The organism is Opitutaceae bacterium, from assembly GCA_015075305.1.
In the GTDB taxonomy this organism is placed as follows: domain Bacteria; phylum Verrucomicrobiota; class Verrucomicrobiia; order Opitutales; family Opitutaceae; genus UBA6669.
Map to the genome: position 1 here is coordinate 49466 of JABTUS010000003.1, position 24953 is coordinate 74418.

The window sequence follows — 24953 nt, forward strand, 5'->3', positions numbered from 1 at the left end:
CCTCAGACACAATTTCCCATGGGAAAGCCAACTGGATTCATTGACTACCTGCGCGAACTGCCCGTCGACCGCACGCCCACCGAGCGTGTGCGCGACTGGAAGGAATTCCACCAGCACATGGAGGAGAAAAAGCTCCGCCAGCAGGGTGCGCGCTGCATGGACTGCGGAGTCCCCTTCTGCCACACGGGAAAGCTCCTGAACGGCATGGCCTCCGGCTGTCCGATCAACAACCTGATCCCCGAGTGGAATGACTTGATCTATCGGGGGCGCTGGAAGGAGGCGCTGGACCGCCTTCACAGCACGAACAACTTCCCGGATTTCACGGGGCGCGTGTGCCCGGCCCCCTGCGAGGGATCATGCGTTGTCGGCATCAATGCGCCGCCGGTCACGATCAAGAACATCGAGGTCTCCATCATCGACCACGGCTTCGACGAAGGCTGGGTCACCCCTGAAATTCCCAAGACTCGCACGGGCAAGAAGGTTGCTGTCATCGGCTCGGGTCCGGCGGGTTTGTCGGCCGCGGCGCAGCTCAATCGCGCGGGCCACACGGTCACCGTCTTTGAACGGGAGGACCGTCCGGGAGGCCTGCTGATGTATGGCATCCCGAACATGAAGCTGGACAAGAAGGACGTCGTGCTGCGCCGCATCCAGGTGCTGGAGAAGGAAGGCATCAAGTTCATCTGCAACGCCAACGTGGGGGAAAACGTCGAACCGCAGATATTCCTCCGCGAGTTCGATGCCACTGTCATCTGCACGGGGGCAACACAGCCGCGCGATCTCCCGATCGAGGGCCGGTCGCTCAAGGGCGTGCACTTCGCGATGGATTTCCTTACCGAGAACACACGGGCGCTGCTCAATGCAAGGACCGCTCCGATCAATGCAAGGGACAAGGATGTGGTGGTGATCGGCGGAGGGGACACCGGCACCGACTGTGTCGGCACGTCCATGCGTCATGGCTGCCGGAGTCTCGTGCAGATTGAGATTCTGCCGAAGCCTCCGCAGGAGCGCGCTGCGGACAATCCCTGGCCGGAATGGCCGAAGGTCTACAAGATGGACTACGGGCAGGAGGAGGCGGCGGCAAGATTTGGCGCTGATCCGCGCATCTATCTGACAACCGTGAAGAGGTTCATCGGTGACGATCAGGGCAACCTGAAGGAACTGGTCACCGTCGAGATCAAGTGGGAGAAGAACGAGAAGGGGCAGTTTGTTCCGAAGGAGGTGCCAGGCACCGAAAGGACGCGTCCCGCCCAACTCGTTCTTCTTGCGATGGGTTTTCTCGGACCCGAGCAGGCGCTGCTCAAGGAGTTCGCGGTGGAGACTGATCCACGCTCCAACATAAAGGCTGAACACGGCAAGTTCACCACCAGCATCAAGGGCGTGTTTGCCGCCGGCGACTGCCGTCGCGGCCAGAGCCTGGTGGTCTGGGCGATCAACGAAGGCCGCGGTGCGGCACGCGAGTGCGACCGTTACCTGATGGGATCGACGGATCTTCCGTGATTGGCTGAACCATTGCCCGTGTCCGTGGTGCTCCGACGCTGGGGTGCCGCGGGCAAATCATTTCAGATCGCGGTCTCCCCGCCGAACTTGAATGATCGGCGCTCATGCCTTCCCGTCCGATACCTGGTTCAACCGGCGCCGTTCTGACGTGCCTGCCGTCCCCCTATGTTGCGCATCCGGGGACCGGCCTGCTTTACTTGCCGCGCTTTCTTGCCAAGTGCCGCTACGTCAAGGAGCACGGATCACTTCCGCCCAGTTACGCGAAGAACTTCAAGCGCGGACTCGACCGGTTTCTCTGTCTCCATCTCCGGATTGATCCTGCGGAAGTGGAGCGCCTGGTGGCCGAATCGCCGGACGATGCCGCTGTCGAAGCTGGTTTGAAGCGACTCCTCCCCTCGGATGTGCGCGCTGCCGCCTGGAACCGGGAACTTGTCCAGAAGGGGCTAACCACCGAGGGCCAGAAATTTCTTGCCGAGGCACTCACGGCGATGGGCTGTGCCGATCGCGCCGGCGAAATTCGGACGGTCCCGGACTTGATTGATTTCGACGAAGGCCGGATCGAGTAGGTCCGTCGAGAAAACAGGGAACACTCTATTCGTGACCTCCGGGCGTGGATGGCTACACTGCGGCCCAAGATGGTCAAAGGACAGAGAGTGGTTTGCACGAATGACACGTTTCCCGCGTTGATTCGGGCGCTGTACAAGCAGTTGCCGGTCAAGGGCGACACCTACACCATTCGCGAGGTGTTCCTGGGCAGGGAAAAGGTGGTCAAGGGCGGCGACACCGCCACCGTCGGACTGCTGTTGGAGGAACTGAAGAATCCACCGGATCCCTTTCATCAGGGAAAGCAGGAACTCGGCTTTTCGTCAGAACGATTTGCTCCGCTCGACGAACTGCCGCCTGAGGAGGCGGAGGAAGAGGCTTTTGAGGTCATTGGCGCGGGTGCAAAGCAGGAAAAATATCTTCCGTTCGACGTCAGCAGCAATTGAGCGGGCCTTCTTCGCAGCGAATTCAAAAGGTTCAAGTGTGCTGACTGGCGGGGGCAGGGGGCTGGGGGCTGACGTCGTCATAGGGCGTTGGATCGGGTAGTCCCGCGGCGACGAACGCCTCGCGCCGCTCCACGCAGGTTCCGCATCTCCCGCAGTGCACGGCGCCGCCTTTGTAGCAGGACCAGGTGCGCGAGAAGTCGACTCCGAGCCTGTGTCCTTCCGAAACGATTTCACCCTTGGTCATCGCGATGAATGGACGGAGCAACTGCACTCCCGCATAGGTTCCGAGTCGCATGGCGTCCCCCATCGCCCGCATGAAGTCCTCGCGGCAGTCGGGATAGATTGCGTGGTCTCCACCGTGCGCAGCGATGACCAGCCCCTCGGCTCCGGCGCTTTCAGCGAAACCGCAGGCGATGCTGAGCATGATCGCGTTGCGGAAAGGCACCACCGTCTGCTTCATGTTTTCCGCTGCGTAGTGACCTTCAGGGATGGCGCCCCCGGATTGCAGCAGATCAGAGGCGAAGAGCTGGTTGATGAATGGCAGCGCGATCTTCTCGTGTAGCAAGCCAAGCCGCTGCGCATGTTCGAGTGCAAAGGGCAGCTCGCGTGCATTGTGCTTGGCTCCGTAGTCAAAACTGGCCACCGCCCGAACCGTATGGCGGGCGCGGGCCCAGTACAAGGCGGTGACCGAATCCATGCCTCCGGAACAAAGGACAACAACGTTCATTGTGAGGAGAGTCGGAAGGTAGGTGTGGAGAGCCGCGCCTTTACGGCCAATTCGCGGTCATCCCTATTTGGCGGCAATGACGACGCAGGCGGAGGGACCGCCGGGAATCAGGGAGGCGTCGATGCCCTGGTCGAACGTGGCGAACCGGCCGCCGTGTTTGATCGCGAGCGCGAGCAGGTAGATGTCAGTGAGGTTGCCGGCGGCCGGGAGTCTGGGAAAATACCGGGAGTCCGACAGTGAAATATCGTCGGGCAGGAACCGGTGGGCAGGATCGGCCAGAAGGCTCGCCAGAAATCGGCGGGCTTTTTCGGGTGAACCAGGTCCATCGGGATAGCCAGGGTGTCCGAAGATGCGCAGAAAGCCGTTCTGGGTGATCGGGCAGGTGGCCCATCCCGCGGGGCGCACCTGCCGGATCAGGGCCTTGGCCCGCACGTGGTGCTCGTGCCGCGAGTCCGTCAGAGCGAGCAGCACATTGACATCGAGCAAGGTGATCATCGTGAACGGGCGCGGAGCGTTCGCTGGGAGTCCTGTTCTTCGATTTCATCTCGGATTGCGCGGATCTTTCTTGTCGTGATGACGGGCGAACCGCGTTTGCGCCTAAGAACCAGGAACCCCAGTTCGTTGACCTCGCATCTGTCGGGATCGGGATTGTCCATTTCGGGAGGCGGCCGGATTTCACGGCGCAGGGCGCTTTCGACGATGGCTTTGAGGGTGGTGCGCCTGCGGGCAGCGACAGTCTTCGCCTCAATCAGCAAGTCGTCGGGAAGATCGAGCGTGGTCTTCATGCTGGGTGAGAGTATGGGAATATGGGTGATTGGCAAGCTTGTGGCGTGGCACCCCTGCCGGGTGCATCACCTCCCAGCGGCGCTGGCTTGGCCCAGCGATGCACGGTAGGCATCGCAGCGGGCGCGCAGTTCGTCGAGAGCCTTGTGATCTCCCTCTTGTTCCGAGAGGTCGCGCTCCTCGTGCGGATCGGCGGAGAGGTCGAAGAGCTCCTCCACCAGCGGCTGCGTATCGGGATAGCGGATGTACTTCCAGCGTTCGGTGCGAACCCCCTCAACCTTGGGGATCGGGCGGCGCCCCGGGTCGGTGAAAACGTGCTCGTAGTACCAGTCGGCATGCACGCGCGCTGCGGGGTCGAGAAGCACCGGGCGAAGATCGGTGCCCTGCATGCCTGAGGGAATGGATATTCCGGCAAGCGCGAGGATCGTGGGAGCCAGATCGATGTTGAGCACCATGGCCGTGCGGCGTCCGCGTGTGGAGGCGGGCAGGCGCGGGTCCGCGATGATGAGTGGAAGACGGATCGATTCCTCGTACATGAGCCATTTCCCGGAGAGGCCATGCGCACCCATGAACACGCCATGATCAGAGGCAAGAATGACGACCGTGTTGCGATCGAGTCCTCGTGCGGCCAGCGCCGCGTGCACCTGGGCCACGGCGAGATCGGCCCGCGCGATGTAGGCATTGCGCTGTCGTACGTTGCTCTCGAAGGCACTCCGCGAGCCGATGAGGCGCGGCGAGGCGGCGAGGCTTTCGCGCACGACCGCGGGCAGCCGCTCAAATGCTGCGCGCGTGAGTGTGACAGGTGGTGTGATGGGCCCTGCATCGGGCGGCGGGGTGAACTCGGGATCCGGGTAGTTGAGCGGACCATGCGGTTCCTTCAAGGCCATGATGAGGCAGAACGGCTTGTCGCGAGGCGTGGAGTCGAGGAACTCGACCGCCTTTTCAGTCATGACTGTCGTGAGATAACGGGTGTGCCCGTTCTCCGTCTGGCGAAATGAGACGCTCTGGGGAAATCCGTACCAGAGATCGAACAGGTGCGCGGGCAGGGCGCGGCGTTCGTCGACCTCGGGGGAACCCACGGCGAATTTTCCGAGATAGGCCGTGCGATAGCCCTGCTCCCGGAGCAACACGGGAAATGTGAGCGAGAGCTGGGCGTCCGAAAGCGGCTTCTTGAAATCCTCGATGCCGTGCCGGCGCATGTACTGGCCCGTGAGAATGCTGGCGCGGCTGCAGCAGCAGATTGCGGTTGTTGCGAATGCATTTTCGAAGAGGATGCCTTCGGCTGCGAGCTGATCCATCGCCGGCGTCCGGGTTCCGAGATGGCCGGTCGCACTCATTCCATCGTACGGCTGGTCGTCGGTGAGGAAGAAGACGATGTTGGGGCGGCCCGCCTCCGGCGCACCAAAAGCCGCCAGCGCGGCCACCGTGCCGATCAGAAGCGGGGAGATGAGACGTGCGGACAGGTTGATTGGCATGGTTCTACTTCCTGGAGTTTCTCGCGGGCGGCGTCCGTGGCGGAGGACCCGCGGACTTGGCCGGATGATAGGGCACCTGCCCTTGCCGCGTCAGGGCGGTGGACTCGATGTAGGACGCGGCTACTCTTGAGCCGTCGGCGCCTTCCAGAGATCAAAACCATCGTCGGCATTCTCCCAGGCGCGGCAGCCGCGGAAGACGTTTCCCGAGCCGACATCAAATTTCGCGCCGAAGCCATCGGCGTTCTGGCCACGGGTGGGGTAGTCGACATTGCGGTAGGATTCGCAGTCGAGGACTAGCGTATCGCTTGCGGGCGCACCGAGGTTGATGCCGGTGTTCTGATTGGCGTGCGCGCGACAGCGCTCGATGGTGTTGTGATGACCGGTGACCGAGATGCCGAAGCCGGCGGCACTGGTGACTTCGATGCCGGTGAGGTGCCAATGGTCTCCAGTTACAGAGAAACCATGAGCGCGGCGGTCCTTGCCTGCGCCGGAGAAATCGAACACCGGTCGCTCGTGTCCGGCGGCCTCGGTGCCCCCGGCCCCGGCCCGTCCGGAGGGAGCGACAAAGATCGTTGCCGCGTTTGTGCCGACGACAAACACCGCGGCGGAAAAGACGCAGAGAAGGGAGGTGAATGTCATGGGAAACGAGAGCTCGGCCTGGTTGGACCCACGGCGCTCGAGACTACTTGAGCAGGGACAGATCGCGCTTCTTGTTCGGATTGGGGAGAGGCGTGACATTGCCGTCTGTCCGACCTCTGGAGAAATCCCTGGAAATGGAAGGCGCAAAATCGGCCGGGTAGCGTGCAGCAAGTCGCTTCCTGGCGGCCGCTATCTCCGGATCCTTTGACTGCGCGAGATTGTTCCACTGCATCGGATCGGCCTGCATGTCATAAAACTCCTCGGTGCCGTCCTCGTAGCGGATGTAGTACCAGCGTTCGTCGCGAATGGATGCGTTGCCGAGGCCGTTGACGGTCATCGTTGGAAACTCCCAAGGGAGTTTTGGATCCCTGAGCAGGGGTGCGAAGCTGCGGCCGTCGATATCCGCGTTCTTGGGGAGCCCGCATAGATCGATGAGCGTCTTGTAGAGGTCCATGAGATTGACAACACGCTGACTTTCCTGACGCGTGGTCGTGACACCGGGAACCCGCACCATTAGCGGAAGCCGCGTCGCTTCCTGCCACAGCGTTGCCTTGCGAAAGCGGAGTTTTTCACCCAGATGCCAGCCGTGATCGCCGAAGATCATGACGATGGTGTTGTCCTTGAAGGCGCTCTTGTTGAAGGCATCGAGCACGATGCCCACACAGTCATCCGCGTAGGCTGCGCTGGCGAGATACGCCTGCACAGCGCGTTTGAAGAGATCGGTGCGTTCTTTCTGGGTCACCCACCTGAAGTCCGCGGACGGGCTGAATTTTCTTACTCCTGACGGTGTCAGTATGTCATCGAGATCATCTAGCCGGTATTCCGGAATCTTGATGCTCTCCAAAGGGAAGCGATCGAAGTATTCCTGCGGAACATACCAGGGCAGGTGAGGTTTCTTGATGCCAACCACGAGGAAGAACGGCTTGTCATGGGCCGCCGCAAGCACACCCGCAGCCCACTGCGCCGTATGGTAGTCCATGGTGTCCTCTTTCCTCTCCTTCGTTGGGCCCCAGGAAAACTCGGTTCCGTCGTCATTTCTTTCGGCTGGGTCGTCGCTCCGCAGAGGTGTCCCCTTCTTGCCGTCGTACACGCCCTTTTGGCGTGAAAACAGATGAGTCGGATCGACGCCTCCTTTCCCTCCAGTCGGACTCCAATCCATGAAGGCCCACTGTCCTTCATCCCCTCCCTCGGGCGTGGAGTGCTTGTGGAAGAACTTTCCGCGATTGATCGTCTGGTAGCCGTTCTTGGCGAAGTATTCGGGCATCGTCGCGTGGGTTTGGATGAGTTCTGAACTACGCATGTTCGAGGCGTTGCCGTAAACGCCGCTGCGATTGGGCATGAAGCCGGAGATGAAAGCCGAGCGCGATGGACCGCAGATCGGCCCCGGGCAGTAGGCGTTCTGAAAGGCCACGGCCCCCTCTGCGCAGAATCGATCCAGGTTCGGGGTTCGTGTCTGAGGATTGCCGCCGAACTCCCCGACCCAGTCATTCAGGTCATCAATGGCGATTATGAGCACATTGGGCTTGGAGGCATCTGGTGCCGCGAGTGCCGAACAGGGCAGGAGCGGCGTGAACAATGTGGCGAGGCACAGGATGGCATGCCGGAGCCGTGTTGAAGGATGGATGCTGTGCGAGGTTTGTTTCATGGTAATGGGCTTGGCCGGATGTCGCGAGGGATGAGAGCTGCAGGGTCAGCCTCTGCGCTGCTACCGCTTGATGGCGGCGGCCAGTGGCAGATCCGCCAGTTCTCGAATGCCCTCGACGACACATTCGGCATTGATGCGGGCGCCAGCCTTTCTTGTGTGCTGGCGGTCGTTGAAGATGTCCCGGGACTTTTCCTGACCGAGGGCGTCGAGCCGGTCTGCGACGAGCGTGTTGAGGGCGATGAATGCCGCCCCACCGGCATGGGCCGCCTCAGCCGCCCATTCCGCATAGCCATCGAAACCACGATTGATTCGCCCGTTGGTCCATTCGTTGCGGGGCACCGGCGAGCAGATGATGGGTGTCGCGCCCTTTGCCCTGACGTCGCTCACATACTGGCGCAGGTACCACCCATAGGAGTGGACGACCTTGTGCTGACCCTTGATGCCGATCTGGATGGTGTCGTCACTGTTGGATGTGATTGTTGCGCGGTCAGGATTGTTCGGGGAGTTCCACGTGTCGTTGTGCCCGAATTGAATGAGGACAAAATCGCCGGGCTGCATCCGTTCGAGCACGTGCGCCCACGATCCTTCCTCGATGTAGCTGCGACTGCTGCGGCCTCCGCGTGCCTCGTTGTAGACGTGGATCCGCGCAGGATTGAAAAACGCCTCGAGCTCGGAGCCCCACCCCCACGGACCGCGTTCGCCGTTTCCCGTGCCGGTCTTCATGATTGAGTCACCGACAAGGAACAAGGCTGGATGTCGCGTGGGTTCTGCAGGGAGTGATGGAGCGAGCTCGCCGGCATGAATCGCACCGGCCAGGAGCAGGACGCCAAGGTAATGGACCACGGAAGGACGCATTGCCTTATGCGGGGACACCGGCAGCCGAGGCGGGCTCGATCTGACGAAGCTTTTTCCGTTCAAGTTCGCGGTAGCAGTCCGGCAGGTCGAACGATTGCAGCACTCCTGGGACGAACGTGGAGAGGGGCCACTGGTAGCGCTCGGTTTCCGCCACGTCGGCGAAACTCGTGAGGGCGTGCTTCAAGGTCACCTGCTTCACGCGATCGTGCAGCACTGCGGCAAACGTGCCCGGGATTGCGCCCCAGCCCCGTGCTACGAGGTGAATTTCCTCGTGGCCATAGGCCCCCATCCAGTCGATCACGCGCAGCACATCGAAGGTGCGCTGGCCGGCGGACGGGTAGTCGAACATGAGTCCGATGCCCGCGTGCAGGTAGTCGGTGCCGCCCTTGCGGGGATTGCCGGGCGTGGAGAGCACGGGATGGGACTCCCCGATGCCGCGCACATCGCAGGCGTAGAACGCCGATTCCGGGTTGGAGGTGCACAATTCCTTGAGCCAGGGCTCGGTGCGCAGCTCCTCGTCCGCCGACTCATGGGAGACATAGAGAATCGCGTGCTTGGGTCCGCGTGGAGGGCGCGATACAATGGGGGTGTCATTCAAGCGGTAGGCGTAGACATGGACGTCCGGCTCGGTCTCGAGGAGGTATTCGCCCTGACTGCGCCTGGGGTAGCCGCGCGGGTGCGGCTGGCGCATGATGCGGAATTCACACACACCCTCGCGGGCGGGCAGCTTGAGCGACGCCACGAGCTGTTTCCGCAGTGCATCGCCGCTCAACGACGATCGCGACTTGCGCAGCGTTCGAGACAGATCGCTTGCATATGAAAACTCCGTGATTGGCTTGAGCTCGGCCACCTGCCCGTGGGGCAGACATCGGAGGTCCTCCCAGTTCTCACGCTTGAGCTCCGGTTCCTTCTGCACTTGGGGCATGCCCGCGTGGTGGTTGAACCACCGATACATTGCCTCGCGATTGGGCTGGGCGAAGCCGTGTCCACCCGTGCCCAGAAAGAAGGAGAAGTTCTGCGGCGCACCCAGGAGCGAGTAGAGGCGTCGCAGACGGGCGCAGGCCTCTTCAAAGCCGCGGGCATCGAAATAGTCGCCTTCCTGTCCGACCAGGAGCACAGGCTGCGGCGCCATTGCAGCGAGAAAATCGGAGTGATCGAGACCGCGCGCGAGCAGACCCCACGGCCACTGCTCGGGATCCTGCGAGTGCTCGTTCTCGATGTTTCGACGCACCGAGGTCACATTGCAGCTCGGTGCAGCCATCGTCAGACGGAAGTCGAATCCGCAGAGCTGCATCGTCTGATTGCCGCCGCCGGAACTGCCGGTCATGCCGATGTGCCTTGGATCGACCTCCGGCCGTGAAAGCAGGTAGTCCAGGGAGCGGACGCAATCCCACATGAACCAAGTCGGCAGGTTTTCACCGACCAGGGGCATGCGGACCCCGCTGTACGTGTGTTCGCTGGTGCCGGCGCCGACTGTCGCCTTGAACTGCGCGTCCACGTATTGCACGCGTTCGCCCTGTCCGATCGGGTCGAAGGCAAGCGCCACGTAGCCTTGTTTGGCGAGTGCCTGGGCGATCGATGCCGAGCCGGCCTTGCCCGAGGAAAAATGGCCGACTGGAACCATCACGCCTGGCGCGGGGCCTCGGAGGTTCGCCGGGACGTAGAGATTGGCCGTCACAGGAAAGTTGGGGCGGCTTTCGTAAATGACTTTTTCGATCCGGTAGCCATCGCGTTCGAGCACACCCATGACACGGGCTTTGAGCGGGGTTTTTTCGGGAAGGGGACCGTAGCATTCCCTCAGGCGTGAGCGTACGTCTCTGACGTATCGTTCAGCGTCCGCCTTTGTGCGCAGGGCCGCGCGTCGCGCGTCGGCTTCGCGCATCATTTCGCGCACACGCCGCACATAGTACTCCTGCACCGAACGCGGTGAACGATTCTGTCGGACAAGATTCGCAGAAACCGGTTCGTTGGGATCTGCGCCTCCGTCTTCGCCAGCCCCTTCGGCGGGCGGGCGGGAGCGCCTGCCGGGCCGGACTGGCTCGGCGGCGGCTGCGACAGAAGGGAGCGCCACGCTGAAGAGGCCAAGGCCACTTCGCGTCAACATCTCGCGCCGGGTGAGGTCATTCATGGGAGGAATCAAAGCTCGAAGGTTGTGGTGAAGACGAAGGTGCGCGGATCGATGATGCGGAAGGTGTGACCCTCCCCGTTGGGATATGCTCCGACAGCCTGGAGACGTGCGTGGGACTCCTGGATGTTCCGGACGTTGAGCTGGAAACGGGCGCGAATCTTGTCGCCGAAGAAACGAGCCTGGTACGTGACAAAGGCGTCGAAATAGGTGTGCGCCTTGTCCCAGATCGGCCGGCTCGGATCGTACTCTTCCGCGATGTCGATGTTGCCGTTGATGGGTATGCCGTAGTAGCCGATGGCTCCCTTGCTTTCGTAACGCACTCCACCGCCGACCGTGAAATTGCGGGCGATGCGATGATCGGTGATTCCGGAGAGCTTGAAGCTTGTAGCCAGGTTGAAGCGCCATTCGCGGATCTGCGGACGCGCCGTGCCGCGGGTTGCCCTGTCGATCCTGAGCGGAGAGATGATGGTCCGGGTAATGTAGCCCCGGGCCGTTTCCGCTCCGGGTGACGGAAATTCCCCGACGTAGGAGGTGTCGAGCCACTTGGTGCCTGTGCGCGGATCAACTATGGTCTCCCATTGCTTGAACCGCTGTTCAACCCACTGCGCATTGCTTGGCGATTGAGCTCCGTCAATCGACTCGGCTCGAGTCACGTTGGCACGGAGCGTCCAGAAATTGTTCGGATTGTAGTTGAGCTCATATTCCTCGCCCTTGGCATCGATGTCGGTGATGTCGGCAACCGTCTGGCCCGCATACGCGTCCAGATCAGCCTGGGTGAGGCCCATGATGGCGTAGACCTGCGTCTCGCGGGCGGCGTCGGAGGTTCCCGGGTTGAGCTGGGTGATCCAGTTGCGTGCCTGACGCTGCAGGGTGAACGGCTGGGTGGTGCGTGTGTCCGCGAAGTCAACCTGGAGTGTGCGATTTGCTATGTTCGTGCTCTGATCCGCGCGGGCATTGATCTGGTGCGTGGTGTAGTGGTTCGCACGCAGCATGAATTTGCGGCCGAAACTGATTGTGAATCCATAGGGCGTGTGCAAAATTTAATTCCCACTTTCGTTTGGCAGGAGAGTGTAGTTCCAATCGGGGAGCACAGGGTGTCGATGAAGACTGATTTTGTCGATTTGGTCCGGGGCGAGTTTGATGCCGGTCAGGTAACGCTTGGGATTCAGTTCGCAGGCGACGGTGAGCCCGGAATCGGTGCGGGTCTGGCGGATGAGACGCACGATCGTCGCATGGTCGCGCAGCGGCTGGCCGGCCCATTGTTTGCTGATTTCGGAGAACAGCCTGTGTTCGATGGGATTCCACTTGGAAGCGCCGGTGGGATAGTGGCAAACGGTGACGCACAGCGCGAAGGGGTCGACGAGCTTCGTTTGCAGGGCGTGTTTCCAGAGCCGGCAACTGGCGCCGTTGCTGCCGCCATTGTCTGCGAGGATGAGCAAGCGGGATGCGTTGGGATAGCGGCGACGGCCGTCGTGCAGCCACCAGTGCCGGATCGACTCGGCGGCGAAGTCAGGGGTGTTGCGGGAGGTGCCGATCGAGACGTAACCGCGATTGGCCGCGCCATCGTAGATGCCATAAGGGATGGCGATGCCCAAGCCGAGCGAAGGGAAGTCGTGGTCGTGCACCGGCAGTGGCGCGCGACTCCACACGCGGCCCGGATTCTTGAACTGGCCGACCAGTTCGCGTTTTTTGGTGTCGACGCTGATGATGGGAGCGTGCTCCGCGGTGAAGCGGCGGCGCTGCCGGGTGAGATAACGGAACTGCCGATCGCGCTCAGGACAGGACTGGCCGAGGCTCTTGCGGTTGGCGTGCAGTGCGTAACCAAGTTTTTCCAACAGGCGGCGCACCGTGTTTGGACAGACCCGCAGGTGCAGCCGGCGCAATTGCCGGCTGATCTGACGCAAACGCAGACCGGTCCACAATCCGCGCCGGCCCATCGGATCGCCGGCGGTGTCGGCGGTCAGCAGCGAGCGGAGGTTCGTCAGGATCTCCGCCGTTTTTTTTCCACCGGCTGGCGTCCGGCTCCGGCCCGGCGGACGCGCCCGTGCAATACCTGGCCGGTGAGCAGTTCGCGCCGGCCGCGTGCCACGGTCGCCGCATCCAGGCCCAGCAACCCGGCCATCCGTCGGTCCCCGCCATGACCGCGCTGCAGGCTTTCCAACCCGGCGTAGAGCCGGCGCTGCTGCTCGTCGAGCAGGCCGTAGAAAAGGGCGACTGCCGCCGGCAGTTCGTCGTCCCGGCCCTGCCTGGCCGCCCACTGCTCCTGCCAGCGGGCGCGCTCGGCGGCGCCGTGGAGGTAACGGTCCGGACAGGGCCGGCGCTGCAAGCGGTCGCGTTGCACCAGCTGGCGCAACGCATCCTTGCACGGCACGCCGACGACGGCATCCAACTCCTCGGTGAAGTACCCGGCCGGCGCCTGAGTGGTGAGCACGGCCACGGTGTCGAGCAAAGTGCCATGCCGGGAAAAACGAACGTCCTGATACGACCAAAGTCCCTGAGCATCATAACGAGCGATCGAGTGGAGAGTGTAATACGCTCCCCGATGCGAATAGCTGGTGGTGTAGTCCAGCGTGGCGAGTTTGCGGAAAACCGTGAGGTCAACCTCGGTCCCCAGCGCCGCTTTCAGTTCAGGCAAGGTGGCCACGGCCTGACGTTGGAAAACCTCGACGAGTCGCTCCGCAGAATAGTGAATCCGATTCATAATGTTAGCTTAACGCCAAAACCCGGCGAGTCGAGCGTTAATATAACATCCACTCCATCTCAATCACCACACGACCGGCCCTCGTGTTTCTCCTCTAACCGGATCCATAGATCTGCCCAGTCTTTCTTCCGAGCACGCCCGTCCAATTGTACTCTTTACGCTCCATTGAATGAAGTTATTTTTGCACACGCCCATAGTCCTTCCCGTTTGAGGTGGGGTTGGGCAAAACCTGCTGGAGGATATTGATGGCCGGATCCTCGGGACGGAAGCTGTTGGACTGGTTGTAGTACAGGCCCGTGCCCTGCAACACGGAGGCAAGTTTGGCCGTCCATCCGGTTCCGTTGCTGGCATTTTCAATGTATCCCCAGTCGCGGAACGGCCGCACCACTGCGCCGCTCGTCTTTGTGTCGCCCTCGCGGATATCCCAGTCTCCACGCCAGCCGTCCATTCTCGCATAGTCGAAATCGTAACCATTGGGCATGAGGAACGCCCGGTTCTGGCGCTTGTTTCCGCTTTGGTCATGACGGCGTCCGAAAGTGGTTACGAGGCGGCCTCCGAAGAAGGTGCTCTGCAGCATGGCCCCCTTCGTCTGGATCAGATTGACCGTAGAATCGGCATTTTCACCCGCGCTTGCCTCCGTGATGCCGGCCTGGCCGAAAGTCGCCGGGTCAGTCACCCACTTCTTTGCGATCGGATCATACCAGACAAAATTGTAGTTTCCATACTCGGCCCGCGAAGGAGCGTAGTCCACATTCTGGCCGTTGGCGTCTCCCACATAGTAGTGGTAATAGGGTCGGGTGGCCAGTTGGGAGGTGACGAATCCGTTGGTGTTGGCCTGGTTTCCCTTCGGCTGGCCTGCGGGCGCGTAGATCGGATGGTCCGAGATCATCGCATCGCGAAAACGATAGACGTGATTCTTGGACTTGCGCTCTTCATAGTATCCGAGCACCTGCTGCTTCCCAAGAAACCGGAGCCATTTCGACTTTTCCTTCGTCAAATCGAGGATGTAGGCGAGCTGTGCGCGGTAGCTGTCCTGTTCGTAGGGTGTTTCGGTCCAGACCGGTTCAGCGATGCCGAGATAAGGTTTCAGGAAGAAGGGATTGGCACTGCCGTCGAGCAGGCGGCTGTTGGGATCGACGTAGAGGTAGCCGCTTGTGCCCACGGGCGTGGTTGAGCCCACGGTGGTCTTGCGGGTGCGGTCGGCGTCCTCCCTCTGCCAGGCAAACTGGAACGCAGCCGTATGGCGGCCAGTGTCGAGGAGGAACTGTTCGAACTCGATCGTCGATGTTGCAACCTCCTCCCGTTGATAATTGGGACCGGCGAGATTGATGTTTGCGTAGTCGAAGATCGAGCGATCGGAGATGCCTCGGACGACCGCGAACAGGGGCCGCCCATCGCGAACCGGCTCCGCTATGCTCTCGAGGAGGCGGTTGACTCCTGCGATGCTGCTGGGACCGTTGGTGGCGGTGGCGCCGGGCATCCGGCTGATTTCCCAGAGCTTGATTCCTCCGTTGTCGACGAAGAGAACCGGCCCGGGCCTGTTCTGATTGCCGAGCCCCGGGGGATTTGTCGTGCCCGTGAAGGGTGTGGCGACGCCGTTGATTGTGGCGATCTGGGTGACCGGATCCCATGTGGGGCTGCCGAGATCGCGCCAGTAGGAGACTCCATCACGGGGAGTCAGGGTATTGGCCCGGGTGCCGTCCGCCAGGTACGACTGGAAGGAGGCGCGCAGCGAGGTCCACTTGAAGGGCTGGACACGCATCATCGCGTTGAGCCGCCGTGTATTGTAGCCGGAGGGCTTCTGGTGATATTCGTCGTGCTGGTAGACGGCGCTGATGCGGGCGGCGAGTTTCCCCGGAATGAGCGCGCGGTTGAGATCGAGCGACGTGCGCCACCCGCCAGTGTCGTCGAAACGGAGCTGTGTGGTCGAGATCGCCCGGTTCAGGTTGGCGGAGGACGCGACCATGTTCACCGTGCCCGAGCCTTCGCCGAGGCCGAAGATGCTGGAATTGGGACCTCGGCTGATTTCGACGGCGTCAATGTCGATGGGGTCGACAGGCACCCTGCCGCTGGTGGCGAAACCGGATCGCGTGATGTTTGCGGAGCCAATGCCGCGGACTCGATTTGCGGACTCGCGATCAGACAGCACGCGGTCAGTGACGCGGCCGTTGCGATCGATCGAGAACTCCGTGTAAGTGCCCGCACCTTCGGCCCCTGCCTCATAGGCGAAGATGTCGTTTATATCGAGCATCGCGAAGTCCTCCATCTGCTGCTTGGTGACAACCGAGATCGAAGAGGCGAGATCCTCGAGGCTGGAATTGAGCCGGGTGCCGGACATGGTGTTCGTCGCGAGGTAGCCGGTTGTCGATTCCGTCACCTCGAATGGGGAGAGCTGGATGACATCCGGCTTATCGGGTGGTGTGTCGGTTGACTTTGCCTGCGCGTGAGAGTCGTTTCCTGAAAGCACGCCGAGCAATGCGGCGAGCAGGGTGAGGGATAGTTTGGGTTTCATGGTTGTCGGTGGGGAGTCAGGGGAAATGGACGGTGGCTCAGTCGCGGGCGGTCGCCGTTCTTTGCCGGCGCCGCCCGTCAGTCGTTTGGGTCGGGGGCCCTTGTCACGGCGACGGCCCCGCGGTTCCTGCCGGGGGTTGCGATGAGCTTTGTGCCGTTCAGCATTCTGTTGAGGGCCTCGCGCGGTGTGAAATCGCCCTTTATTGGATTTGTCCGGGTGCCTTCAATTTCTCGGGCGGAATAGAGCAGCTCCAAGCGGGCTTGCTGGGCAAACTGCTTGAGCGTGATGTGGGCGTCTCCGGCTGGAACATCGAACGCTCGTGTGGCTGAATCGCCGGTTTCCGGCGATTCGCCATTGAGGGCCGCGCCTGCACTGAATCCGAAGCACAGGATGCAGGCGATGTGGATGGCGCGTGTCAGAATTTGATGGCAGCGTAGGTTGGGCATGAATTCATGGGCGCAGAAGCCCTCGACACACCCCACTTAGACGAACCAACCCGGATGGCCTAACTAATCATGGGCGCGGGTTTCCCAAAAAATATGGGAATGCAGGTGCGGCTGCCTTCAATCCTATCGCGCCGCGATCGGATTCCGTCGCAAAAGTATCTCATCGCCCTGGCGTTCGGCGACTATGCCAAAGCTCTGCTCAAGCACTTCGATGAAGGCGTCGTAGCCGTGCGGTGCAAAGCTCCCACCGAACAGTTCGGCGCCCAGTGACGCATCGCCGATCACGATCTGGCTGCGATTGTAGCGATTGAATTCAGTGACGACGTCCGCGAGAGGCGTGTCGGAAAACTCGAGCCTGCCCTCCTGCCAGGCCAGGGTGCTCTCCAGGCGTTCTGCGGGCAATGTGGCGACCCGTACGATGGGAGCTTCGCGTGTGTCATTGGCGGGAAGGGAAACGGTGGCCTGCTCGCCGGCGACGAGCAGATGTGCGGAAACAGGATCACTTTTCTCTTCGGCAGCAGTGTTGGTTGGCGCGGCCTTTGCCGCAACCGCCTGTTTCAGGCTGACTTTGCCTTCCTTGACGAGGACCTCGACGGAGCTGGGACGGTAGCGCACGTTGAATGCGGTGCCAACTGCACGAACGGAAACCGCGCCGACGTCGACCCAGAAGGGTCGCTGGGGATTCTTCGCCACCGAAAAGAATGCCTCGCCCCGTTTGAGATTAACACGCCTTTCCGCCGCAGTGTAAGCCACCTCAACCAGGCTGTCGGTGTTCAGTCTTAGCACGGAACCGTCCGGCATCTGCATGGTTCGCGTGGCTCCAATCTCTGTTGCCAGCGATGCGGTGTAGTTCTGTGGCGCGCGATCCGGCCGCAGGCTGAAAATTCCGCCGGCGATCATCAGGCAGGCCGCGGCGATGGATAGCGCGATGACCCCGCCGCGGCGTCTGGACTGCGAAACAGGTTCGGGGATGGCCGAAGTCTCGAATGGAATGACGTTGGTTGCGAGCGGTGGGGACTCCCGGAGCTGGTCCAGGAGGCGGGAAGTCTTGTCCATCTCCGCGAAGACCGCAGGATGCCGGTCATCGCGCTGCAGCCATTCAATGAATTCCTGCTGCTGGTCGTCGTTCAATCCTGCCCGCAGCTGCAATGTCCATTCTGCCGCTGCGCGTTCAATCGCGTGGGCATCATCGGAGGACGGGAATGGACGGGGTGTCATCACGGGACTCTCCCCAGCACGCCCCGCTCGCTCAGGTAGGTGCGGCAGCGCATGAGACCGATGACCATCTGTGCATTCACCGTATGGATGGAGAGTCCCAGACGTTCGGCGATCTGGCGATTGGAGAGCCCCTGAATCCTCTGCAAGGTCATGATTTCGCGGCAGCGGGCGGGCAGCTGGCGGATTGCCTCGCGCAGAATCTCAATCTCCTGCGAGCGGCTGACCTGCTCTGCAACGTCGCTTCCTTCAGCTAAGACGTACGAGGGCTCCCCGCTAACTAAGGGCTCGGTTGAGACCACGCGGTTTCGGCGCACCAGATCAAGGGCGACATTGCGCGCCGTTGTGAAAAGAAAGGCCCGGGTATTCGCTATCGCCCCGGCACCGCGGGCGCGGAGCAGCCGCAGGTAGGATTCCTGAACCAAATCGTCCGGATCAACCAGCGAGGGAAATCGCGCCCGCAGCCACGCGCGCAGGGCGTTGGCATGAGGACGGACTTCCTCTTCGAACCAGCGGGCGGTTTCCAGATCTTGGGATGACACGGGGTGCGGAAGCCTGCCGCCACCGAGGTTGAATGTTCAAGAAAAATGATTGCCGCCGGAGCCCGCATGCTGGGCGAGGATATCCGTCTTGGGACAATCCAATTGGGCGTTGAAGCCGGACGCGGGGTGGATGACGCTTGGACGTGAGCCAAAGTACCGAGCACCTGATTCGATGAAACTGCATTTTCTTCCGCTGCCTGTGCGCCGATTGCTTGGCGTCAGGGTTCCGTCTCCCAAACCAGCCTTTCATCTGCTCGATCAACCCGGTTCGCTTGGACCCTTGATCGCCGCGCTGGACCGGGTGGATGAGGTGACGCTCGATACGGAGGCGGACAACATGTATCACTACAAAACGCGGATCTGCCTGCTGCAGTTCTTCGTCGATGGGGAGATTTTTCTCGTGGACGCTCTGGCGCCAGGTGTGGACACGAAGAAAATCTGGCCGCGTCTGGCGCGCAAACATCTGGTGATGCACGGCAGCGACTTTGACCTGCGCCTGCTTCACTCGGCATGCGGCTTTCGCGCAAAGAGCATTTTCGACACCATGCTTGCGGCACAGTTGCTCGGCAGGCAGCGGGTGGGTCTCGCCTCGCTTCTTGAGGAGCATTTTGGCGTCGCATTGGACAAGACGGGCCAGAAGGCAAACTGGTCGAAGCGTCCGATTACACCCAAGCTTCGGGACTACGCCGCCCGCGACGTCGCCCATCTGCCCGCTCTTCGTGATCTGCTCACGCGGGAGTTGGTGAAACGAGATCGATTGGAATGGCTGGACCAGCAGTGCCGGCGTCAGATCGATGCGGGCTCCGAAGGTTTCGCGCCGCCTGACGAGAATGACTGGCGCATTGGAAAGTCGGAACGTTTGCGCGGCAAGGGCCTGACCGTGCTGCATGCCGTCTGGCACTGGCGGGAGCAGACCGCGCAGCGCCTCGATGTGCCGCCTTTCAAGGTGTGTTCGAACGACGTGCTGATTCACTATGCGCAGGCGGCGGAGGATGGCGGCGGTGAGGCGGCGATTCTGGCCGCGCACCATCTGGGAAGGCGCCATGACCGGCTCATCACCTCGCTCACCGCCGCGGTGCGCTCGGGGCTTCAACGCGATCCGCATTCGTTGCCAAGACGCCGGGGGCGCGATCCCAGCCATGTTCCGCTGACGCCTGAGGAGATGTCGCTTCAGGACCGTCTGAAGGCCGAAAGGGACCGGGTGGCAGCGAAGCTTGAGATTGAACCGACGCTCATCGCCAACCGCAGCCAGCTCGCACAGATTGCGCGCACTCCGGACAGGATCGGCGATGTGCTGCTGCCCTGGCAGGCCGGGCTAATTTCGGTGCCATCGGAGTAGGGCGAGATTTCCGCGAGGGCTACGGAGTGGGATTGACGATCAGGACCGTCGTCACGTCCGTACCGTTGCTTTCAAGGCGGCCCTTGTTGTTTTGCGCCGGCTCAAAGCGATTGTGGGAGTCAGTGCCGGCTGACATCAGCACCTTGCCGACGCCTGAAACTTCGATGGCCCGGGCATTCGGCTGCTCGAGATCTCCGCCGAGAATACGCAGACCGTTCTCCGGATTGGGAGTGCCCCCGAGCAGGAGAACGGGGCGGGCGTTGTCGAACGCACTGATGTCGCGCACACGAATGTTAAAGGAAAATGAGACGCCGGGCGCATAGATGCCGGTGTCGCCGGCGATGTCATTGAACGCGCCATTTCCGATGAAGAGACCCGCAAACTGATTGGTGGGGCTCTGGATCGCCAGGCGTGCGAGGTCCGCATGGCCGTCGTAGGTTTCGCCGTCCTTGAACAGTGCCTGATTCACCGCGGTCAAGCGGCCAATGGAGAATGCGGAGAAGAATGAGTTGGGTCCTGTTCCCTGGAGAATGACGGAGGCGTGGCCCTTCATGTACTGCACGTTTTGATTGTACTTTGCGGGCAGTGCAGGGCCGGATGCATTGTCGAGAGTCACAGTCAGGGAGCCGGGTCCGGAGAACTCCAACTGAACAATGTCGTCCTGAAGATCAATGTACGAGATTCGGGTGGTTTTTCCCGGATCCGCCGTGACGGTTGCAGCCGGGCCCGTCAGCAGCACCTGCGTGTAGACGTTGCCATTCGGATGATTGATTGTCCGCCAGGAAGGATCGGAGAAGGCGGGCCCCGCAAAGAGCTCCGCGGTGGAAACTGCAACGATGGCGCCGATGCTTCTCACGGTGCCTTCCGAGTTGCTGACCGCGACCGTGTAGACGCCGGCGACATCGGGACCGGCGTTGCTGCGGGTCAGAACGGAACTCGTCTCCCCGCTCAATGCTCGACCATTTCTCCGCCATTGGTAGGAAGGTGCGGGTGTGCCGCTCGCGGTCACCGACAGAGTCAGCGTGCCTCCGACATTAACGACGGTCGTCGCGGGCTGGGAGGAAATGGAGGGCGCGACGCTGGCTGGTCCCGACACATTGATGGTGAACGGATAGTTGGTCGTGTCGCCCCCTATGGCATCGTGTGCCTGGACAGAAAACGTGTAGCTTCCCGTGGTTGTCGCAACGCCGGTAAGTTTCAGCGTCTCGGAATCCAGTCCGCTGAAGGAAAGGCCCGGCGGCACCGAACCACTGTGTGTCCATGAGTCAGCGCCCGACGTCGTGCCTGTGATTGCGAAGCCGATCGTGACATTCGCACCCACGGAGACGTTCAGCGGGCTTGGCGACGTCGTGGCGAGCTGCGTCGCGCCGGCGAGCGTGTGAACCGCGCCAAGTGCTGCGGCGCTGGTGAACACTGAGCGGAGAATCGCACTTGCTGGAGAGAGGGTGGCTGCAGCGAATGAGAACGATCCGAAACGAAGCGCCGGCATGCGTTGAAGCAAGGCGACCAGCAGCATTGCGGGAACGTTGAACCAGACAAAGCGGCGTTGAAAGGCGTGGGAAAGTGTCATGATGACTGCGTTGAAAACGTGCCGTGAGTGGAGCACCTCGATCTGAGGCTCCGTTCTTGAAGGGACCCTTCCCCATCCATGCGCACCTGAAAAGCGAAAGACGGTAACAGCCCTGTTACCGCCTGGATTTTTCAAGCCATGGTTCGCGGGAATTTCCCGGTGCCATGGCCGGCGAAAATTCGACGGGCCATTACGTTCGCTGTTCAGAACCTCATTGAAAGCTGGGCGGCTCCGGTGTGCTGCAGGCGGTTTCGTCCTGCCTCCTCTTGAAGCGAATACTGCACCTTGACCTGAAGGTTGGCTGTGAAGCGGAAGCTTGGTGCAAAATCGAACCGCCAGATATCACGACCCCACGGAACCAGAGCACCGCGACTGTCACGAAGTCTGTCAAACGTCTGGCGATTCACCCGCACAGCCGCGGCCAGCCGGGGCGCGAGTCTGTACTTCATCTCAAGGAACGAGGACACGGTGTCCGCCAGGCCGACCCGCGGGATCTCAAATCGCCCATGGATGATTTCGACCCATGCCTGCAGATGTCTCCACGCGTAGGTTGCGTCGATCGCAACCACCGTCTGACGATAGTCGGCAATGCTCGCCCGGGCGACGATGCTTCGGCGCGCAGTGGGCAGCAGGTACCCGCCCGTGCTGGCGGAGAAACCGAAATTCCAGATCAGCGAGGGACGATAGCCGATGCGCGCGCTGACGGTGGGATTCTCCCAGGCATCCCGATGCAGATTCCAGGCTTCGGGACGTGAGGACAGGGAAGCGTTCTTGAATTCGGCCGCGAACTCAAAGTGGTTGGAGACACCGAAGATGGCTGCGCCCGTGGCATAGTTCGGACCCCAAATAAGCGGAAGCCGAAGAATTCGATCGGCGTTTTCCCTGGCGGCTGTGGAACTGCCTCGCAGGTGCGCCCAACCGAGCAGGATTTCGGTTGAACGGGCGGCTGCGGAGTCCCACATCGCCGTCAGGTGTTCGTAAGCCAGCGGAGCTGTGACAAAGGGGCTCTCCCAGGAGCCGTGCCGGAGATTCCAGCGTCCGACCACGGTCGAGAACTGGCCGAGCTGAACCCCGAGCCGTCCGTTCCTGCGAAGCTTCACGCGCAAGGCAAATTCATCGATGCGCCCTTGGAGATGCTTGTCCGAGGGATCAAATCCCCGGTCAAGACGCGCCTGGGCAAATGCGTAGAGGCGCGGGCCCCAATAGGCATCGAGGTTGAGTGAAAGACGGGGGCTGAAGAGCCTCCTGCTTGAAGTGACGATCAGGCCGGGTGGCAGGGAGGTGAAGGCGTAAGCCTCAAGATCGAGCGTGCCGCTCAAGCGGGCGGTGGCGGTCCCGGAGGGCGATTGAACCGTGAGAGCCTGCGAGATCCGTTCGAAAAGCTCCTCGGATCTCGACGGTGCCGCCGCGAGGAGAAGTCCGAGAAGGAGCGCGTTGCGGATTGCCTTCATGCAGGCCTGGTGGATGTGGCGGAAGGATGCTCCGCCTGGAAGCACACTTCAAACATTGTCCAATCCTCCGAGGATTGAAGCAGGCGCAGGTCCCCACGGTGAAGCCTCGCGAGTTCCCTGGCCAGATTCAAACCGAGCCCGTAGCCGGGGATGTTTTCGCCAATCGCGGCGCGATGGAACCGCTCGAAGATGTGACTCTGCCCTTCGCCACTGATTGCGGGTCCGGTGTTGCCTATTCTGACGCGGATGGCGTCGCTCTCCTGATGCGCCGAGACACTGATGCGGCCTTTCGGGCGGTTGTATTTGCGGGCGTTGTCGAGCAGGTTCTGGAGGATGAGGGCAATGTACTTCCGGTCTCCTGAAACAGCGAGGCTTCGCGGGTAGTTGGATTCGATGGTCAGGCTCGCGACCTCCGGCTGCACACCCAGGTCGTCGAGGGCGGCATCAATGACAAGGCTGATGTCAACGGGTCGGAAGTTGAGTTTGAGCCGGCCCGCATCCATGCGGGACAGGAGCAGGAGATCCTCGATCACGCCCGACAGTCGATAGGTCTGGTGGATGAGAGCGCTGATTTCGTCGACTGTCTCCGGTGCGAGTTCGCTGTTCAACCGCAGCTCTTCCAGCCCCGCGCGGAGAACGGCGACGGGTGTTTTCAACTGGTGCGAGGCGTCCGCGGAAAACCGCGCCGCGCGCTGGAGCTCCTCGTGCGTCGATTTCAGCGCGGCTTCGGCCTTTTCCCGACCGACTCGATTCTGGGCCGAGTCGTCGGCGAGGCGCTCAACGGGCAGGGTCAGCCTGCGGGAGAGAAAGTGACTTGTCGTCAGCCCTGCGGCGAGAAGAAGAAATCCAACGCCGATCACCTGCCATCGCACGCGCGACTTCTGCGCGGCCAGTGTGGACAAGGGGTACACGTAGACGTCATGAGCGGGAGGGTAAAGGGATCCCGCATTGAGCTGCCTGACAAGAACCAGGTGGGCCTCACCCGCGAAGGTTTGGCGGAGGCCGTTTTCCGGAAACATTCCTGCACGAAGCGCTTGCCGGATCGTGGCGGCCAGTGCGGACCTCTGCTCCGTGCTGATCGACTCCATGTGCAACCTGTCTCCGAACCAGAGCCCGCGCCGGAGCTCCTCTCCGGGTGTGCGCACTGCCAGCGCGCTGGCGTCAAAACCGAGCACGAGCGCGGCGATTACGTCCCCGTGTTCAAACGAGACTATCGGCGCGGCTATGACTTCCGCGAGTGACGTGGAGCCGTCCGCCTCATGCCGGTCGATGTAGCCGATTTGAACGGAATACGCAGGCGGCTGGGGAAGCTCGAGCCTGAAGGCATCCGCGGTCGTGAGAGTGCCGGCTCCGCTGGCTGTGAGAGCGGGAATAAGTTTCCCGTTGCGATCCAGGAAGCGATAGAATCTGGCGCGCAGGGAATGACCCGCCCGGGGCCCGGATTCACTGTCGCGGCCCAAATCCATGACATCCCGGAGTTCGTCCTTGGCGCTTGGATACAGGAGATCCAGGGCGTCATCCTCGATCGCTGCGTGGATCCGTGCCCGGCGCACGAGCGTGCGCACGCGTTCAAGCAGCGCGGCCTGGCGCAGCTCCTGCGAGCGATGCAGGTTCGCCATCTCGCTCTGGAAGGACTGCCGCAGCTGCTCCTCCACCCGCTGCGTCAGCGCATGCTCGGCCAGGACGATGGCGATCGCGGTCAGCGCCGTGACCACGAGCATGATTGTGATCATCACCCGGATGCGGTAGCCGACAGCTCGGAATCGCGCGTCGGCGGGGGCGGGGTTCACGGGAAATCCACGCGATGCACGCTGCCTTCGATGATTTCGACGGGCTGCTCGCGCATTGTCCTGCTGTCCAGCCATGCCTTGAGCACGTACCTGCCCGCCGGCACGCCCTCCAAGCGGAAGAGTCCAGCCTCGTCCGTCAGGGTGAAATGCGGGGTGTCCAGGATGATGATCAAGGCGCGCATGTGCTCATGGATGTCGCATCGCAGGGTGACGAGTCCCGGAGTGTCAAACACCTGCGACGGAATGGGGCGCTCGTCGGGGCGGTAGCGGCCAAGGTCGAAACGCTTGGGAGACGAGTAGGAGAAGATGTTGTGGTAGGTGTCGTCGAGATTGGGGAATTCGACCCGCGTGCCGGCACGGATCGGAAGAATCGCCGGATGAAAGGCCAGGTCTTTCTGTTCCATGCGTGCCGTTGGCTGGATGGCGGGCGGCGGAAAATGCCCTTCGAGGAAAACGACGGCGAGCGGTGGACTCACCGCGAGGATGCCGCTTTTCGCGACGATCTCGTAGCGCTGGCTGGGTACGGAGACTGTTCGCTTCTGTGGAAGGGCAACCCGCCCCTCAATCGCGGTTCCGGCCAGCAGCGCGGAACCCGCGGCCAACGCGCTGGCGGCGATCTTCAGCATCCTCGTCAATGGGATGTGGTGGC

The 24953-nt window shown here is 61.8% G+C and carries 22 protein-coding genes; 4 read left to right on the top strand and 18 right to left on the bottom strand.

What is annotated here, in order from left to right:
* The first annotated feature begins 18 nt into the window (after window positions 1-18).
* The 3 genes from HS122_06945 to HS122_06955 all read left to right on the top strand — a co-directional run bounded on the left by HS122_06945 (window position 19) and on the right by HS122_06955 (window position 2486).
* Complete coding sequence (locus tag HS122_06945; protein MBE7538132.1) at window positions 19-1497, top strand: glutamate synthase subunit beta; 1479 nt, start codon at window positions 19-21, stop codon at window positions 1495-1497.
* 104 nt (window positions 1498-1601) lie between these two features.
* On the top strand, window positions 1602-2063 hold the full coding sequence (locus tag HS122_06950; protein ID MBE7538133.1) for a DUF5069 domain-containing protein: 462 nt from the start codon (window positions 1602-1604) through the stop codon (window positions 2061-2063).
* Between the two features lie 69 nt (window positions 2064-2132).
* Window positions 2133-2486 (top strand): hypothetical protein, encoded by a 354-nt coding sequence (locus tag HS122_06955; GenBank protein MBE7538134.1) that lies wholly within the window; start codon window positions 2133-2135, stop codon window positions 2484-2486.
* Window positions 2487-2517: 31 nt separating this feature from the next.
* Here HS122_06955 and queC read toward each other — a convergent pair whose 3' ends face one another.
* The 14 genes from queC to HS122_07025 form a co-directional block, all read right to left on the bottom strand.
* Window positions 2518-3213, bottom strand: coding sequence for a 7-cyano-7-deazaguanine synthase QueC (queC, locus tag HS122_06960; GenBank protein ID MBE7538135.1), 696 nt, complete (start codon window positions 3211-3213; stop codon window positions 2518-2520).
* A 63-nt stretch (window positions 3214-3276) separates the two neighbouring features.
* Entirely contained in the window at window positions 3277-3708 is a 432-nt protein-coding gene (locus tag HS122_06965; GenBank protein MBE7538136.1) for a PIN domain-containing protein, read from the bottom strand.
* A complete protein-coding gene (locus HS122_06970) occupies window positions 3705-3998 on the bottom strand; it encodes a hypothetical protein (GenBank protein ID MBE7538137.1) in 294 nt (97 codons plus the stop codon). The genes HS122_06965 and HS122_06970 overlap by 4 nt, the downstream gene beginning before the upstream one ends.
* Before the next feature lie 66 nt (window positions 3999-4064).
* Window positions 4065-5471, bottom strand: a complete 1407-nt coding sequence (locus HS122_06975; protein ID MBE7538138.1) for a sulfatase-like hydrolase/transferase — start codon at window positions 5469-5471, stop codon at window positions 4065-4067.
* A 120-nt stretch (window positions 5472-5591) separates the two neighbouring features.
* On the bottom strand, window positions 5592-6110 hold the full coding sequence (locus HS122_06980; protein ID MBE7538139.1) for a right-handed parallel beta-helix repeat-containing protein: 519 nt from the start codon (window positions 6108-6110) through the stop codon (window positions 5592-5594).
* Between the two features lie 43 nt (window positions 6111-6153).
* A complete protein-coding gene (locus HS122_06985; GenBank protein MBE7538140.1) occupies window positions 6154-7755 on the bottom strand; it encodes a sulfatase in 1602 nt (533 codons plus the stop codon).
* A gap of 60 nt (window positions 7756-7815) precedes the next feature.
* On the bottom strand, window positions 7816-8610 hold the full coding sequence (locus HS122_06990) for a rhamnogalacturonan acetylesterase (protein ID MBE7538141.1): 795 nt from the start codon (window positions 8608-8610) through the stop codon (window positions 7816-7818).
* 4 nt (window positions 8611-8614) lie between these two features.
* Window positions 8615-10495: an acetylxylan esterase gene (locus HS122_06995; GenBank protein MBE7538142.1), complete on the bottom strand. Its 1881-nt coding sequence runs from the start codon at window positions 10493-10495 to the stop codon at window positions 8615-8617.
* 251 nt (window positions 10496-10746) lie between these two features.
* Window positions 10747-11730, bottom strand: coding sequence for a hypothetical protein (locus HS122_07000; protein ID MBE7538143.1), 984 nt, complete (start codon window positions 11728-11730; stop codon window positions 10747-10749).
* A 48-nt stretch (window positions 11731-11778) separates the two neighbouring features.
* A complete protein-coding gene (locus HS122_07005; protein MBE7538144.1) occupies window positions 11779-12996 on the bottom strand; it encodes an ISAzo13 family transposase in 1218 nt (405 codons plus the stop codon).
* 618 nt (window positions 12997-13614) lie between these two features.
* The gene (locus HS122_07010) at window positions 13615-15951 is read right to left on the bottom strand and encodes a TonB-dependent receptor plug domain-containing protein (protein ID MBE7538145.1); all 2337 of its coding nucleotides are present in this window, start codon (window positions 15949-15951) and stop codon (window positions 13615-13617) included.
* Between the two features lie 77 nt (window positions 15952-16028).
* Complete coding sequence (locus HS122_07015; GenBank protein MBE7538146.1) at window positions 16029-16397, bottom strand: hypothetical protein; 369 nt, start codon at window positions 16395-16397, stop codon at window positions 16029-16031.
* 123 nt (window positions 16398-16520) lie between these two features.
* Complete coding sequence (locus HS122_07020) at window positions 16521-17615, bottom strand: FecR domain-containing protein (protein MBE7538147.1); 1095 nt, start codon at window positions 17613-17615, stop codon at window positions 16521-16523.
* Window positions 17615-18154 (bottom strand): RNA polymerase sigma factor, encoded by a 540-nt coding sequence (locus HS122_07025; protein ID MBE7538148.1) that lies wholly within the window; start codon window positions 18152-18154, stop codon window positions 17615-17617. Before HS122_07025 ends, HS122_07020 begins: the two co-directional genes overlap by 1 nt.
* Window positions 18155-18326: 172 nt before the next feature.
* Between HS122_07025 and HS122_07030 the strand changes: the two genes are divergently transcribed.
* On the top strand, window positions 18327-19493 hold the full coding sequence (locus tag HS122_07030) for an HRDC domain-containing protein (protein MBE7538149.1): 1167 nt from the start codon (window positions 18327-18329) through the stop codon (window positions 19491-19493).
* Between the two features lie 19 nt (window positions 19494-19512).
* On the opposite strand, the gene HS122_07035 is transcribed toward HS122_07030, so the two are convergent.
* From HS122_07035 to HS122_07050, 4 genes are all read right to left on the bottom strand, one after another.
* Entirely contained in the window at window positions 19513-21063 is a 1551-nt protein-coding gene (locus tag HS122_07035) for an immunoglobulin domain-containing protein (GenBank protein ID MBE7538150.1), read from the bottom strand.
* Between the two features lie 203 nt (window positions 21064-21266).
* Window positions 21267-22514, bottom strand: a complete 1248-nt coding sequence (locus HS122_07040) for a hypothetical protein (protein ID MBE7538151.1) — start codon at window positions 22512-22514, stop codon at window positions 21267-21269.
* Window positions 22511-24304 carry a HAMP domain-containing histidine kinase gene (locus HS122_07045; GenBank protein MBE7538152.1) on the bottom strand — a complete coding sequence of 598 codons (1794 nt, stop codon included), beginning with the start codon at window positions 24302-24304 and terminating at the stop codon, window positions 22511-22513. The genes HS122_07040 and HS122_07045 overlap by 4 nt, the downstream gene beginning before the upstream one ends.
* Window positions 24301-24930 (bottom strand): hypothetical protein, encoded by a 630-nt coding sequence (locus HS122_07050; GenBank protein MBE7538153.1) that lies wholly within the window; start codon window positions 24928-24930, stop codon window positions 24301-24303. Before HS122_07050 ends, HS122_07045 begins: the two co-directional genes overlap by 4 nt.
* Window positions 24931-24953 lie beyond the last annotated feature (23 nt).

Excerpts from the sequence above, each read along its gene's own strand:
- HS122_06945 (MBE7538132.1), top strand. The coding sequence starts at position 19 with ATGGGAAAGCCAACTGGATTCATTGACTACCTGCGCGAACTGCCCGTC.
- HS122_06950 (MBE7538133.1), top strand. The coding sequence starts at position 1,602 with ATGCCTTCCCGTCCGATACCTGGTTCAACCGGCGCCGTTCTGACGTGC.
- HS122_06955 (MBE7538134.1), top strand. The coding sequence starts at position 2,133 with ATGGTCAAAGGACAGAGAGTGGTTTGCACGAATGACACGTTTCCCGCG.
- queC (MBE7538135.1), bottom strand. The coding sequence starts at position 3,213 with ATGAACGTTGTTGTCCTTTGTTCCGGAGGCATGGATTCGGTCACCGCC.
- HS122_06965 (MBE7538136.1), bottom strand. The coding sequence starts at position 3,708 with ATGATCACCTTGCTCGATGTCAATGTGCTGCTCGCTCTGACGGACTCG.
- HS122_06970 (MBE7538137.1), bottom strand. The coding sequence starts at position 3,998 with ATGAAGACCACGCTCGATCTTCCCGACGACTTGCTGATTGAGGCGAAG.
- HS122_06975 (MBE7538138.1), bottom strand. The coding sequence starts at position 5,471 with ATGCCAATCAACCTGTCCGCACGTCTCATCTCCCCGCTTCTGATCGGC.
- HS122_06980 (MBE7538139.1), bottom strand. The coding sequence starts at position 6,110 with ATGACATTCACCTCCCTTCTCTGCGTCTTTTCCGCCGCGGTGTTTGTC.
- HS122_06985 (MBE7538140.1), bottom strand. The coding sequence starts at position 7,755 with ATGAAACAAACCTCGCACAGCATCCATCCTTCAACACGGCTCCGGCAT.
- HS122_06990 (MBE7538141.1), bottom strand. The coding sequence starts at position 8,610 with ATGCGTCCTTCCGTGGTCCATTACCTTGGCGTCCTGCTCCTGGCCGGT.
- HS122_06995 (MBE7538142.1), bottom strand. The coding sequence starts at position 10,495 with ATGATGCGCGAAGCCGACGCGCGACGCGCGGCCCTGCGCACAAAGGCG.
- HS122_07000 (MBE7538143.1), bottom strand. The coding sequence starts at position 11,730 with ATGCTGCGTGCGAACCACTACACCACGCACCAGATCAATGCCCGCGCG.
- HS122_07010 (MBE7538145.1), bottom strand. The coding sequence starts at position 15,951 with ATGAAACCCAAACTATCCCTCACCCTGCTCGCCGCATTGCTCGGCGTG.
- HS122_07015 (MBE7538146.1), bottom strand. The coding sequence starts at position 16,397 with ATGCCCAACCTACGCTGCCATCAAATTCTGACACGCGCCATCCACATC.
- HS122_07020 (MBE7538147.1), bottom strand. The coding sequence starts at position 17,615 with ATGACACCCCGTCCATTCCCGTCCTCCGATGATGCCCACGCGATTGAA.
- HS122_07030 (MBE7538149.1), top strand. The coding sequence starts at position 18,327 with ATGAAACTGCATTTTCTTCCGCTGCCTGTGCGCCGATTGCTTGGCGTC.
- HS122_07035 (MBE7538150.1), bottom strand. The coding sequence starts at position 21,063 with ATGACACTTTCCCACGCCTTTCAACGCCGCTTTGTCTGGTTCAACGTT.
- HS122_07040 (MBE7538151.1), bottom strand. The coding sequence starts at position 22,514 with ATGAAGGCAATCCGCAACGCGCTCCTTCTCGGACTTCTCCTCGCGGCG.
- HS122_07050 (MBE7538153.1), bottom strand. The coding sequence starts at position 24,930 with ATGCTGAAGATCGCCGCCAGCGCGTTGGCCGCGGGTTCCGCGCTGCTG.